The 12,105-nt window shown below is 36.6% G+C and carries 12 protein-coding genes, 2 tRNA genes and 2 rRNA genes (1 of these 16 cut by a window edge); 13 read left to right on the top strand and 3 right to left on the bottom strand.

Annotation, left to right across the window (positions count from 1 at the left end; translation table 11 throughout):
* Positions 1–127 precede the first annotated feature (127 nt).
* Both K0U91_RS10000 and K0U91_RS10005 read left to right on the top strand, forming a co-directional pair.
* Positions 128–484: a nuclear transport factor 2 family protein gene (locus K0U91_RS10000; RefSeq protein ID WP_258561912.1), complete on the top strand. Its 357-nt coding sequence runs from the start codon at positions 128–130 to the stop codon at positions 482–484.
* A gap of 16 nt (positions 485–500) precedes the next feature.
* On the top strand, positions 501–1,034 hold the full coding sequence (locus tag K0U91_RS10005) for an SRPBCC family protein (RefSeq protein WP_220180479.1): 534 nt from the start codon (positions 501–503) through the stop codon (positions 1,032–1,034).
* 34 nt (positions 1,035–1,068) lie between these two features.
* On the opposite strand, the gene K0U91_RS10010 is transcribed toward K0U91_RS10005, so the two are convergent.
* Complete coding sequence (locus K0U91_RS10010) at positions 1,069–1,575, bottom strand: hypothetical protein (RefSeq protein WP_219970559.1); 507 nt, start codon at positions 1,573–1,575, stop codon at positions 1,069–1,071.
* 75 nt (positions 1,576–1,650) lie between these two features.
* Between K0U91_RS10010 and K0U91_RS10015 the strand changes: the two genes are divergently transcribed.
* The 4 genes from K0U91_RS10015 to rimM all read left to right on the top strand — a co-directional run bounded on the left by K0U91_RS10015 (position 1,651) and on the right by rimM (position 4,075).
* Positions 1,651–2,100 carry a hypothetical protein gene (locus K0U91_RS10015; RefSeq protein ID WP_219970560.1) on the top strand — a complete coding sequence of 150 codons (450 nt, stop codon included), beginning with the start codon at positions 1,651–1,653 and terminating at the stop codon, positions 2,098–2,100.
* A gap of 41 nt (positions 2,101–2,141) precedes the next feature.
* Positions 2,142–2,654 carry a nitroreductase family protein gene (locus K0U91_RS10020; RefSeq protein ID WP_220180478.1) on the top strand — a complete coding sequence of 171 codons (513 nt, stop codon included), beginning with the start codon at positions 2,142–2,144 and terminating at the stop codon, positions 2,652–2,654.
* Positions 2,655–2,942: 288 nt separating this feature from the next.
* A complete protein-coding gene (locus K0U91_RS10025) occupies positions 2,943–3,521 on the top strand; it encodes a 30S ribosomal protein S16 (RefSeq protein ID WP_219970562.1) in 579 nt (192 codons plus the stop codon).
* An 11-nt stretch (positions 3,522–3,532) separates the two neighbouring features.
* On the top strand, positions 3,533–4,075 hold the full coding sequence (rimM, locus tag K0U91_RS10030) for a ribosome maturation factor RimM (RefSeq protein WP_219970563.1): 543 nt from the start codon (positions 3,533–3,535) through the stop codon (positions 4,073–4,075).
* 77 nt (positions 4,076–4,152) lie between these two features.
* Here the strand turns inward: rimM and K0U91_RS10035 are convergent, their stop codons facing one another.
* Both K0U91_RS10035 and K0U91_RS10040 read right to left on the bottom strand, forming a co-directional pair.
* Positions 4,153–4,554 carry a GlcG/HbpS family heme-binding protein gene (locus K0U91_RS10035; protein ID WP_220180477.1) on the bottom strand — a complete coding sequence of 134 codons (402 nt, stop codon included), beginning with the start codon at positions 4,552–4,554 and terminating at the stop codon, positions 4,153–4,155.
* 55 nt (positions 4,555–4,609) lie between these two features.
* A complete protein-coding gene (locus tag K0U91_RS10040; RefSeq protein WP_220180476.1) occupies positions 4,610–5,542 on the bottom strand; it encodes a helix-turn-helix domain-containing protein in 933 nt (310 codons plus the stop codon).
* 105 nt (positions 5,543–5,647) lie between these two features.
* Here K0U91_RS10040 and K0U91_RS10045 point away from each other — a divergent pair, with 105 nt between their 5' ends.
* The 7 genes from K0U91_RS10045 to K0U91_RS10075 all read left to right on the top strand — a co-directional run.
* Positions 5,648–6,316: an LA_2272 family surface repeat-containing protein gene (locus K0U91_RS10045; RefSeq protein WP_220180475.1), complete on the top strand. Its 669-nt coding sequence runs from the start codon at positions 5,648–5,650 to the stop codon at positions 6,314–6,316.
* Complete coding sequence (locus tag K0U91_RS10050) at positions 6,313–6,912, top strand: CDP-alcohol phosphatidyltransferase family protein (protein WP_220180474.1); 600 nt, start codon at positions 6,313–6,315, stop codon at positions 6,910–6,912. Before K0U91_RS10045 ends, K0U91_RS10050 begins: the two co-directional genes overlap by 4 nt.
* Positions 6,913–7,037: 125 nt before the next feature.
* Positions 7,038–8,486 carry an asparagine--tRNA ligase gene (gene asnS / locus K0U91_RS10055; RefSeq protein WP_220180473.1) on the top strand — a complete coding sequence of 483 codons (1,449 nt, stop codon included), beginning with the start codon at positions 7,038–7,040 and terminating at the stop codon, positions 8,484–8,486.
* A 1,209-nt stretch (positions 8,487–9,695) separates the two neighbouring features.
* Positions 9,696–11,212 (top strand): 16S ribosomal RNA (locus K0U91_RS10060).
* A 181-nt stretch (positions 11,213–11,393) separates the two neighbouring features.
* Positions 11,394–11,467, top strand: a tRNA-Ile gene (locus tag K0U91_RS10065).
* Between the two features lie 103 nt (positions 11,468–11,570).
* Positions 11,571–11,644: transfer RNA gene (locus K0U91_RS10070), tRNA-Ala, on the top strand.
* 205 nt (positions 11,645–11,849) lie between these two features.
* Positions 11,850–12,105, top strand: a 23S ribosomal RNA gene (locus tag K0U91_RS10075) (it continues 2,504 nt past the right edge of the window).
* The 16S and 23S rRNA genes sit together here with 2 tRNA genes alongside, the layout of an rRNA operon.

Consider the following 12,105-nt stretch of genomic DNA (forward strand, 5'->3'; position numbering starts at 1 on the left):
CACGGTTCAAAAACAATGCCTTGATTGGCGGTATGACAAAAATGCTTATTGTAAATTTTCTTGTCATAAGAAAAGATAAAGTTTCTGCTGAAAGTGTAATTTTGATTTCAGATTTAAATAAAACAAAATGATATCTCAAAACAAAAAAACGATCCAGAAATATATGGATTCTTTTCAGGAAAGTGATCACGCTAAAATTCTAAGCTGTCTCACCGAAGACGTCATCTGGGAAATGCCCGGAGTTTATCTTCATCACGGTAAAGAAGAATTCGATAAAGAAATAGAAAACGAAAATTTCACAGGAAAGCCAAAAATTACAGTTTTCAGAATGACAGAAGAAAATGATGTTGTCATTGCAGAAGGAAATGTAATCGGTAAATTTAAAAACGGCGCTATTCTGAATGCCGATTTCTGTGATGTCTTCGAAATGGAAAATGGGCTGATCAAAAAACTGGTGTCTTATTTAATGCAAAAAACTAATTAAAAAAATATCTATAATTATGAAAACAATTTTAAAAATTATCGGTGGACTTATCCTTTTGCTGGTTGTGTATGCAATCGTTGCTATGTTGGCTTTTGGAGACAATTATCACTACGAAAAATCTGTTGTCATGAATGCTCCAAAGGAAAAGGTTTGGCAACAAATCAGTACAATGAAAGCGTTTAATGAATGGAATCCTTGGATGAAATTAGACAAAAACATGAAAATTATTTATACTGGAAATTCTGGGGAAGTAGGTGATAAGTATTGTTGGGACAGTAAAAATGATGATGCAGGAGCAGGTTGTCAGGAAATTAAAGAGCTGATTCCTGGTGACAAACAGAAAACAGAAATGCTTTTCAAAAGACCTTTTGCAGGACAGGCAATTTCTGATATTGTTTTAACTTCTGAAGGAAATTCTACAAAAGTAACGTGGAGTATGGATACAAAACAGGAAACCTGGATGAAAATTATGCGACCAATGATGGATTATCAAATGGGAAAATCTTATGAAGAAGGCTTGAGCAATCTAAAGACGTTGGTAGAAAAATAAAGTGTAAGCCTTGCAATTTGTTTTGCAAGGCTTTTTAATTAAATATACTTTGTATGATTTTGTCTACAACTTTTTTTACGCGTGGAGTATTATCTATTAATTGATATTGACTGATTTTCACTGCGATTATTTCCTCTCCAGGATTGTTAAGAAGTGATGGCCTAATTTTACGCATCATTAGTGATTGATTTAATCTAGCACCTTTTGTAGTGCAAAAATCTAATGCATCTAAAGCTACTAGGCTCAAAGGGCGTTTTGAGTCTAACCATTTTTCAGCTCTCTGCCAATCAAATTTAGAAACTGCTGCCAAATGTCCCCAGCTTAAAGAAATATCGGTTATCTTTTCACAGTTTTCTTCAATCCACTCGAGTGTTTTTTCATATTGAATGAAATTTAAAGCTCCGATACATTCGTTGAGATACTTCTTATCTAAAGACGCTAAATCTGATGTTATTAAATCAAAAGCTTCTTCTCTATTTTTTTCTTTACTGATCTTTTCTGCTTTTTCAATAAAGTCATCTACTTTCTTATAGTCATACATAGATTTAGTTTGTGCTTAACACAAAAGTATCATTTTATTTAAAAAAATATTATCTTTATCTAAAGATTACGATACATGGAGAAGACAGTATTTGAGAAAAATAACATAAGAAATTATGTGAAAACCGTGATTTCAGAAAAAATAGAAAAACTTAAGAACTTTATAGAATTTACTTTAGAAGCAAGTCGAGATATTAAGAAAACCCCCAAGTATGACAGCATGCGAGAAGAAATGCAGGAAGAAATTTACCAGATGCAGAGACAGCTCGCAGCATTAAATGATTTAAAAACAAACATGGCAAGAGTACTTCCTGCTGCCACAGTGAGAGTGCAGTTGGGCTCTTTGGTCATTACCAATAAAGCCCGTTTTTATATTTCGGTTTCTCTGGGCGAGTTTTTTTTTGAAGGTAACCGTTTCTATGCCATCTCTTCAGAAAGCCCAATGGCAAAAAAGATGATGGGGATGACGTCAGGAGAAGAATTTACTTTGAATAATATTCACCAGCAGATTATTGAGGTTTTGTAATTTCACTTCTAACTTCCTTCTTTTTCCGTATTTTTGTGTCTATGAATAAAGCAGAAGTTTTAAAAGAAATCATAGAGCAAAGAAGAAGTATATTCCCAAAAGATTATGCAGAAACAGAAATCTCAGAGGAAACCATCGAAGAAATTCTTCATTCAGCAACATTAGCTCCCAATCATAAAAGAACGAAACCTTGGCGTTTTAAAATTTTTAAGGGCGAAGAGAAAGCAAATTTAGCCCTCGAAATGCAGGAGATTTATAAGTCTACGCAGGCTCTCCAAATTTTTTTAGAGAAAAAATATCAGGATATTGGTTATAAAATCAATAAAGCTGATGCAGTAGTTTCCATCGTTGTGAATTTCAGCGGAATGGTGCCTGAATGGGAAGAAATTGCTGCTGTTTCTATGGCGGTTCAGAATATGTATCTGACTTGTACTGCAAATGGAGTAGGTTGTTACTGGAGTTCTCCAAAAATAGTTGACCATTTAAAAGAATCTTTAACGATCGAAGAAAACCAGAAATGTCTGGGGTTTTTCTATATGGGAAATGTTGATTAATGAAGTTGTTTTTAATCAAAATTTGTAACGAAGCTCTGATTTAGCCCTGATGGAAACGGCATCCTTTTTTGTTTTATTGGGACTGAGCGAAGGAAAATAAAAAAGATATAGTGGACAGCAGGTTCCAGGCTTCTAAAAGAACATTTAAATAGAAACAAAATATGAAGATATAAAACTTCTGACTCCCATCATCTGGCTCCTAACTTAAATTTTCAGGATAGAAAATTTTTACTATCTTTGCACACTTAAATATTTAATCGGGACGAGTTCCCATAAAATTCATACATTATGTCAGTAAAAATCAGATTACAAAGACACGGATCAAAAGGGAGACCTTTTTTCCACATCGTGGTTGCAGATGCTAGAGCTAGAAGAGACGGTAGATTTATCGAAAAGCTAGGTACTTACAACCCAATTACTAACCCTGCGACGATCGATTTGAACGTTGACTCTGCTGTAAAGTGGTTAAACAACGGTGCTCAGCCAACAGATACTGCAAGAGCTATCCTTTCTTACAAAGGAGTACTTTACAAAAAACACTTACAAGGTGGTGTTGCTAAAGGTGCTTTTGATGAGGCTGAAGCTGAAAAGAGATTTTCTGCTTGGGTAGAATCTAAAGAACAAAAAGTACAAGGTAAAGTAGAAGGTTTAACAAAAGCTCAGGCTGATGCTAAGAAAGCTGCTTTTGATGCTGAAACTAAAGTAAACGAAGCTAGAGTTGCTGCGGCTGCTCAAGTAGAAGCTGATGCTAAAGCTGCTGAAGAAGCTGCAAATGCACCTGCTGAAGAAGTTGTTGCTGAAACTGAAGCTGCTGCAGAAGGAGAAGCTCCTGCTGCTGAATCTACAGAAGAAAACACTGAAGCTTAAGACAAACCGGTATGCGTAAAGAAGATTGCTATTTTTTAGGAAAAATCACACGCAGACATGGCCTTGCGGGAAACGTCATCCTTAAACTGGATACCGACCAACCCGAGCTTTATAATAAATTGGAATCAATATTCGTTGAAATCAACGGATTATTGGTTCCTTTTTTTATTGAAAAATCTTCATGGAGCAAATTGGATGCTCTTAATCTGGCTTTTAAAAACTCTTCCGAAGCTTTGGTAGATCAGTCTTTGAATAAAGATGTTTACCTTCCGCTTACCACTTTACCAAAACTTACCGGAAATCAGTTTTATTACCACGAGGTAATAGGTTTTGAAATTATGGATCAAGATAATAAAGACTGTGGCGTAATACGTTCCGTAAACGATCAAACTGCTCAGATTTATTTTGTTACTAATTTGTATGGAAAAGAAGTGGTAGTACCTATGATCAAAGATTGGATTATTGAAGTAAACCGTGAAGAACGATTCATCAAAATGAATGTTCCCGAAGGTTTGATCGATGTTTTCTTGGTTCCTTCTAAAAAAGACGAGTAATTTTTCGATTATTCTCACAAAAAAAGCTGGCTTTCTAAAAACCAACTTTATTTTTACTTTATTTTTCCGAAATCTATTTAAGAAATAGCTGCTGCACCTGCAGAGGCAACTTCGTGATCATCTTCCACAGAACTTCCGCTTACACCGATAGATCCAATTATATTTCCTGAAGAATCTTTAACCAGAACACCACCTGGAAAAGTAATCAGCCCATTATTAGAATGTTCAATATTGTATAAAGGCTGACCCGGTTGTGATAGTTTTCCGATTTCACCGGTATTCATATTAAAATATCTTGCGGTTCTTGCTTTTTTCTGAGCAATGTCGATGGAGCCCAACCAAGCATCATCCATTTTTGCAAATGCTACCAAATTTACACCACTGTCCATCACAGCGATATTCATTTTGACATTCATTTCTTTTGATTTTGCGATAGAAGCTTCAATTGCTTTTTGAGCTTGTTCTAATGTAATGTTCATATTTTTTAATTTACTATTTGACTTAAACTATATAAAATCGTGCCGATGATTGATCTTAACATTTTAATTTTTCTAATAAATGATCGATCTGCACATACATTTTATTAAAATACATTTTCCGCTCTCTGTTTCCTGAAGTATTAAGTGATTTAGAGTTTTTTATCTCATGTTCGAAATAAATCAAAGTATCGTTACAAATATTCTCATCGTTGGTCATCATGTAGCCGAACATATTAAATGGCAGAAAAAATGAAGACTGATATTCATTTTTAAACAAAATATTATTGCTTAAAATCACCAGATCGTTAACGTAAAAATTAAAATCAGGATTGTTTTGGATTTTATATTCAATATTTTGAAGTACGCTTCTCACTTCCTCCAAAATAAGCATGATGTCTTTATATTTCAAAAGTCCCATTTCGGAATAGTATGAGATCTGCATCAGAATGCTCATGATGGTGGTGTCGTTCCAGACTTCTGTCACATTTTGGTTTTCATAAAGATCCTTCAGCATTTCATTTTTCGGAGAATGGTAAGGTAGATCAAAATCTTCGAACGGACAGAGAAATTGATCTTCATTTAATAGATTCATCCAGACATAAAATTTAAATCTGGAAAGAATAGTATCTGAAATGGTATAGAAAAACGGAATGTCTTTCGCAGAATAATATACTTTCGACTGATTAGCAGTTTGAAAAACATCAAGGATTTTCAGAGAACTTTCAAAAAAATGGAGCAAATCTTCTTTTGTTTTTACCGGTCGAGTTCTTTTTACCACCAATTGATTCTCTGTTCCTAAAAACTGATCGATCGAAATCTGATAATATTTTGCCAATTCTATCGCTTCCTCAAAACTGAATTTTGCCTTCATCGAAGTTCTTCTGTGTGCGGCATCGTAACTGATGTTTAGAATATTTGCAATTTCATCATTCAAAGATTTGTCTCCGATTTTCTTTCTTATGTGCTTGAGTAGAATTTCCTGATTCATGTTTTTGCGATTTTCACAAATGTAAAGATTTATTTTAATTTTTTTTCGCATTCATAAAATTGGTTTTCAAATTTAGCTTTGAAGTATAATTTAAAATTGAATGTTATGAAAACGAAATTATCAATCATCGCACTATGTATTAGTTTAATTATTTTCGGGCAAGAGAGTTTGAAAATAAAATCTTCATTGCTCACTGTAAATCCTCAAAAAATAATTAGAAACACAAACGGTTTTAACGTTGGAATTTTAGATGACTATCAAAAACAAAGAATTAATGGAATCAATTTTCAGATAAATCCTCTCACTTTGCTTTATCCTTTAATTCCGCAGGCAATCTCAGTCCCAACAGAAAACAAATCTACTGTAACAGTAAATGGACTGCATCTTTCGACAGGCGGAATGATGGATGGTAAAAAGTTGAATGGACTTGGTATTTCAATGTATCATCATTCACGCACGACAAACGGTTTTTCGGTGAATTTTTTTAATAATACTTCGGGAGATTTAAATGGATTTCATATTTCAGGATTTGCTAATAGTTCGGAGAAAGGAATAGGTTTGAACATGGCTTTTTTAGGCAATGATTCAAATGATTTTAAAGGATTGCAGATTTCTATGTGTAATGAATCGGAAAAAATGAGAGGAGTTCAAATAGGATTAGTTAATAAAACTAAAAATCTAAGAGGTCTTCAATTTGGATTATGGAATGTGAACGAGAAAAGAAAATTTCCCATCATCAACTGGAATTTTAAATCTAAAAAAAATAAATCATGAAAAACATACCTTATATATTAATAGCAATCCGCTTTCTTTTAGCGCCGATCATTTTCTTTTTAGCATATTTAGAAGGTGAAGAATACCAGTTTTTAATTTTAACATTAATGTTCATTGGATTACTGACAGATATTTTTGACGGAATCATCGCTAGGAAATTCGGAGTTTCTTCAGAAAAATTAAGAAGACTCGACAGTCAGGTAGATTTGGTTTTCTGGCTTTCTTTAGGATTTGCGGGGTATTTTCTCAATCCTGAATTAATAAAAAGCGAATGGAAAAATATCACATTAGTTTTTGTGCTGGAAGCTCTTTGTTATTTAATAAGTATCTTGAAATTTGGAAAAGAAACTTGTACTCATGCTTTTTTGTCGAAAATGTGGGGTTTAAGTTTAGTGATTGCATTCACTTATTTGATAGGATTTCAACAAACAGGTTGGGCTTTTTATCTGTCAATAGTTTTAGGAATAGTTTCTCATATTGATGTGATCCTGATTATTTTAATTCTTCCAAAATGGCAGTATGATGTCCCAAGTTGTTACCACGCATCGAATATCAGAAAAGGAAAACAAAGAAAAAAGAGTACACTTTTTAATTAAATGAAAGCGATTTTTCGGAATTAAATAATCATTTTTAAATCAAACAGTGTGATCATGGAAAAATTACACCGTTTTTTGTAGATTTGCAAACATTAATTTTTATACAAAAATTTATCAATCAACAAATGAAAAAGCAGACGATTAAAGAAGTCCTACAGGATTACAAAAAAGTATTACATCATGACATTACAGTTTACGGTTGGGTAAGAACTTTCCGTGCAAACCGCTTTATTGCGCTAAATGATGGTTCTACGATTAATAATTTGCAGGTTGTTGTTGATTTCGAAAATTTCGACTCAGAAATTATCAGTAAAATAAGCACAGCATCTTCTCTAAAAGTTGTTGGTGAAGTAGTAGAAAGTCAGGGAGCTGGACAAGCTGTAGAAATTATTGCCAAAAAAATCATCATTTTAGGCGATAACTTTACAGAGGAAAGAGATAAAACCATTCTTCAGCCAAAAAAACACTCATTAGAAGTGTTGAGAGAGCAGGCGCATTTAAGATTCAGAACCAATTTATTTGGGGCGGTTTTCAGAGTACGCCATGCGGTGAGTTTTGCAATTCACTCATTTTTCAACCAAAATCAATTTTTCTACATCAACACTCCGATTGTAACAGGAGCTGATGCAGAAGGAGCAGGTGAAATGTTTGGGGTAACCAACTTTGATTTAAATAATATTCCAAGAGACGAGCAGGGCGATATCGATTTTGCTCAGGATTTCTTTGGTAAGAAAACCAACTTAACGGTTTCCGGACAGCTTGAAGGGGAAACTGCAGCAATGGGATTGGGGAGAATTTATACTTTCGGACCTACTTTCCGTGCAGAAAATTCAAACACAACCCGCCACTTAGCTGAATTCTGGATGATTGAGCCTGAAGTTGCCTTCAATAACCTTGAAGATAACATCGACTTGGCAGAAGACTTCCTGAAATATGTAATTCAATATGTTTTAGACAACTGTAAAGACGATCTTGAGTTCTTAGACAAGCGTTTCGAAGAAGAGCAAAAATCAAAACCGGAAAAAGACAGAGCAAAAGAAGGTTTGATAGAAAAGCTTCAGAATGTTATCGCTAAACGTTTCAAACGCGTAAGCTATACAGAAGCGATTGAAATCTTAATGAACTCGAAAGAAAATAAAAAAGGAAAATTCCAATATCCGGTTGAAAGCTGGGGAACCGACCTTCAGTCTGAGCACGAAAGATTCTTGGTAGAAAAGCATTTTGAATGTCCTGTAGTTTTGTTTGATTATCCAAAAGAAATCAAAGCATTCTATATGAAGCTGAACGACGATAACAAAACCGTTGCTGCCATGGATGTACTTTTCCCTGGAATCGGTGAGATCATCGGCGGATCAGAAAGAGAAGCAAGATTAGATGTTCTGAAAACAAAAATGGCAGAAATGCACGTAGACGAGCACGAACTTTGGTGGTATATAGATACCAGAAGATTCGGTTCTGTTCCTCACGCAGGTTTCGGACTTGGTTTAGAGAGGCTGGTTGTCTTTGTAACGGGTATGACCAACATTCGCGACGTGATTCCTTTCCCAAGAACTCCAAAGAACGCAGAATTTTAATCTGCATCATATATATACTACCTCTGAAATTTTTCAGAGGTATTTTTTTTTAAATATAAACAATGTTTTGTGAAGGTCATTTCAATCATATTAATTTCAACTCAAACTCTCAAATCCTCCACCAAAATTTCTTACCTATATACCAAACGCTCCAACTCTAAAACACTTTCATCCGAATAAGAAGCTCATTCCAGCTTTCACTACTCGCTTTTTTGCTCCTTAGCACTCCCTTTCTTGCAAAAAGAGCTCAAACATGCCGTTCAATCTGGGCTAGGGGTAGTAGTTTGTAGATCATTATTTACCAAATAATATTTTTTTCAATTTTTGAGTTTCAGTACAACTATATTTTTCTCTACCTTATTTTTCCATTATTATGATTATTGTCCATTTTTAGATCTTATTGTTCTATTTTGCTCCGGAGAGCAATATGTTTGTATAATTATTATCCGAAAAGCAGAGAGCTCCGTAGGAGCGACACCTCTCATAATCTATAAATATCAATAATCTTTTGGTCTAATCTTGCAAACGATACATTCGATGCTCCTGTTTCTAACTAAGAAAATGCTCTAAACAATATTTTCGTTGAACAAAATATGTGTTTTGCGTACTGTATTTCCCCATGATACTTACATTTAAACTTCATCATTACCCATTGTCAAAATAATATGAACATTGTGGATAACTTCAGGATGTTATTCAACAGCTATTAAACCAATGTTTTACTTTAATACTTTTCCACATTCAAAATATTTGATTATTAATTATTTGTTTCATGTGGGTATCTGCCCTATCTTTGCCCCACTGAAAACGAGAGTGATTGGTAGCGCAGGAGAGCCTTAAAGCGGGCGTTTAAAGAAGATCCTATTTGGATATAAATTTAGGGAATTGCAAAAATTTAGTTGATAAAAATTTGTGAGGAAAGAAAAAGTTTATATCTTTGCAGTCCCGATAAAGGGAGCGCAGGAGTAGGGAAGTTTAGGTGTTGTAAATGGGAGATTAGGGTTACTAAAAAAACTTTAAATTTTTCACAAAAACATTTGGCTGTTTCGGAATAAATTATTACTTTTGCACACGCAAATACGGCAAAGCCCAACGACAGAAAAGGGTGGCCGGGGGAGCGGAAGAGAAGAGATCATTGAAAAATAGATATAACAACCAAGTAAGGAAAAACTAAAGCGTCAAAACTTTGAGTGAGCGTAAGACAAACATACAATGGAGAGTTTGATCCTGGCTCAGGATGAACGCTAGCGGGAGGCCTAACACATGCAAGCCGAGCGGTAGAAGATCTTCGGATCTTTGAGAGCGGCGCACGGGTGCGGAACACGTGTGCAACCTGCCTTTATCTGGGGGATAGCCTTTCGAAAGGAAGATTAATACCCCATAATATATTGAATGGCATCATTCGATATTGAAAACTCCGGTGGATAGAGATGGGCACGCGCAAGATTAGATAGTTGGTGAGGTAACGGCTCACCAAGTCAATGATCTTTAGGGGGCCTGAGAGGGTGATCCCCCACACTGGTACTGAGACACGGACCAGACTCCTACGGGAGGCAGCAGTGAGGAATATTGGACAATGGGTGAGAGCCTGATCCAGCCATCCCGCGTGAAGGACTAAGGCCCTATGGGTTGTAAACTTCTTTTATACTGGGATAAACCTACCCTCGTGAGGGTAGCTGAAGGTACAGTATGAATAAGCACCGGCTAACTCCGTGCCAGCAGCCGCGGTAATACGGAGGGTGCAAGCGTTATCCGGATTTATTGGGTTTAAAGGGTCCGTAGGCGGACTCGTAAGTCAGTGGTGAAATCTCATAGCTTAACTATGAAACTGCCATTGATACTGCGGGTCTTGAGTAAGGTAGAGGTAGCTGGAATAAGTAGTGTAGCGGTGAAATGCATAGATATTACTTAGAACACCAATTGCGAAGGCAGGTTACCATGTCTTAACTGACGCTGATGGACGAAAGCGTGGGGAGCGAACAGGATTAGATACCCTGGTAGTCCACGCCGTAAACGATGCTAACTCGTTTTTGGGCTTTCGGGTTCAGAGACTAAGCGAAAGTGATAAGTTAGCCACCTGGGGAGTACGTTCGCAAGAATGAAACTCAAAGGAATTGACGGGGGCCCGCACAAGCGGTGGATTATGTGGTTTAATTCGATGATACGCGAGGAACCTTACCAAGGCTTAAATGGGAATTGATCGGTTTAGAAATAGACCTTCCTTCGGGCAATTTTCAAGGTGCTGCATGGTTGTCGTCAGCTCGTGCCGTGAGGTGTTAGGTTAAGTCCTGCAACGAGCGCAACCCCTGTCACTAGTTGCTAGCATTAAGTTGAGGACTCTAGTGAGACTGCCTACGCAAGTAGAGAGGAAGGTGGGGATGACGTCAAATCATCACGGCCCTTACGCCTTGGGCCACACACGTAATACAATGGCCGGTACAGAGGGCAGCTACACAGCGATGTGATGCAAATCTCGAAAGCCGGTCTCAGTTCGGATTGGAGTCTGCAACTCGACTCTATGAAGCTGGAATCGCTAGTAATCGCGCATCAGCCATGGCGCGGTGAATACGTTCCCGGGCCTTGTACACACCGCCCGTCAAGCCATGGAAGTCTGGGGTACCTGAAGTCGGTGACCGTAACAGGAGCTGCCTAGGGTAAAACAGGTAACTAGGGCTAAGTCGTAACAAGGTAGCCGTACCGGAAGGTGCGGCTGGAACATCTCATTTTAGAGCGTCCTTAGACGTTAAACAAAAAAAGATACTTAAATGTATCATATACTTGCTTAAAAGAAAACGTTTTAGTTTTTACTCGGTTGCTTATATTATAAAAATACAAAACCCACTAGAAATTAGTATTAGGGAAGAGAGATAATTAACAATTATTAATTAATAATTATTAATTAGAGAGAGTCTCGTAGCTCAGCTGGTTAGAGCGCTACACTGATAATGTAGAGGTCGGCAGTTCGAGCCTGCCCGAGACTACTAATTGAAGGGATTAAAGTATTAAAAAGTTGAAAGATTAAAATATTAGCGATTGTTAATTTTTTAATTATTAAATCTTTTAATCATTTAATCTTACCTAGAGGGGGAATTAGCTCAGCTGGCTAGAGCGCCTGCCTTGCACGCAGGAGGTCAAGGGTTCGACTCCCTTATTCTCCACAGTTTTGCGAGTTTGATTTAAAAGTACGATGGATAGAGCCAAAACAAATATCCGTTTATCAGACTTTCAGAAAGACATAAGATCATTGACATTAACGGTAAAAATATCACAAAGAGAAAACCGAGCGCAATTAAGCGTTTGAGTTTACAAAAATAGCTTGGTAGTAATACTGAGCAAAAAATACTGAACTAATTAATAATTAGGAAAGAAATCGTTAAGGGCGTATGGCGGATGCCTAGGCTTTCAGAGGCGAAGAAGGACGCGGTAAGCTGCGAAAAGCTGCGGGGATCGGCACACACGAATTGATCCGCAGATGTCCGAATGGGGCAACCCGGCATGTTGAAGACATGTCACTCCGCAAGGAGAGCAAACCAGGAGAACTGAAACATCTAAGTACCCTGAGGAAAAGAAATCGAAGAGATTCCGTAAGTAGTGGCGAGCGAACGCGGATTAGCCCAAA

The sequence above is a fragment of the Chryseobacterium sp. LJ668 genome, assembly GCF_019613955.1.
Classification (GTDB): domain Bacteria; phylum Bacteroidota; class Bacteroidia; order Flavobacteriales; family Weeksellaceae; genus Chryseobacterium.

What these genes read in the sequence shown, in the direction of transcription:
- K0U91_RS10000 (WP_258561912.1), top strand. Translation starts at nt 128, where the DNA reads ATGATATCTCAAAACAAAAAAACGATCCAGAAATATATGGATTCTTTT.
- K0U91_RS10005 (WP_220180479.1), top strand. Translation starts at nt 501, where the DNA reads ATGAAAACAATTTTAAAAATTATCGGTGGACTTATCCTTTTGCTGGTT.
- K0U91_RS10010 (WP_219970559.1), bottom strand. Translation starts at nt 1,575, where the DNA reads ATGTATGACTATAAGAAAGTAGATGACTTTATTGAAAAAGCAGAAAAG.
- K0U91_RS10015 (WP_219970560.1), top strand. Translation starts at nt 1,651, where the DNA reads ATGGAGAAGACAGTATTTGAGAAAAATAACATAAGAAATTATGTGAAA.
- K0U91_RS10020 (WP_220180478.1), top strand. Translation starts at nt 2,142, where the DNA reads ATGAATAAAGCAGAAGTTTTAAAAGAAATCATAGAGCAAAGAAGAAGT.
- K0U91_RS10025 (WP_219970562.1), top strand. Translation starts at nt 2,943, where the DNA reads ATGTCAGTAAAAATCAGATTACAAAGACACGGATCAAAAGGGAGACCT.
- rimM (WP_219970563.1), top strand. Translation starts at nt 3,533, where the DNA reads ATGCGTAAAGAAGATTGCTATTTTTTAGGAAAAATCACACGCAGACAT.
- K0U91_RS10035 (WP_220180477.1), bottom strand. Translation starts at nt 4,554, where the DNA reads ATGAACATTACATTAGAACAAGCTCAAAAAGCAATTGAAGCTTCTATC.
- K0U91_RS10040 (WP_220180476.1), bottom strand. Translation starts at nt 5,542, where the DNA reads ATGAATCAGGAAATTCTACTCAAGCACATAAGAAAGAAAATCGGAGAC.
- K0U91_RS10045 (WP_220180475.1), top strand. Translation starts at nt 5,648, where the DNA reads ATGAAAACGAAATTATCAATCATCGCACTATGTATTAGTTTAATTATT.
- K0U91_RS10050 (WP_220180474.1), top strand. Translation starts at nt 6,313, where the DNA reads ATGAAAAACATACCTTATATATTAATAGCAATCCGCTTTCTTTTAGCG.
- asnS (WP_220180473.1), top strand. Translation starts at nt 7,038, where the DNA reads ATGAAAAAGCAGACGATTAAAGAAGTCCTACAGGATTACAAAAAAGTA.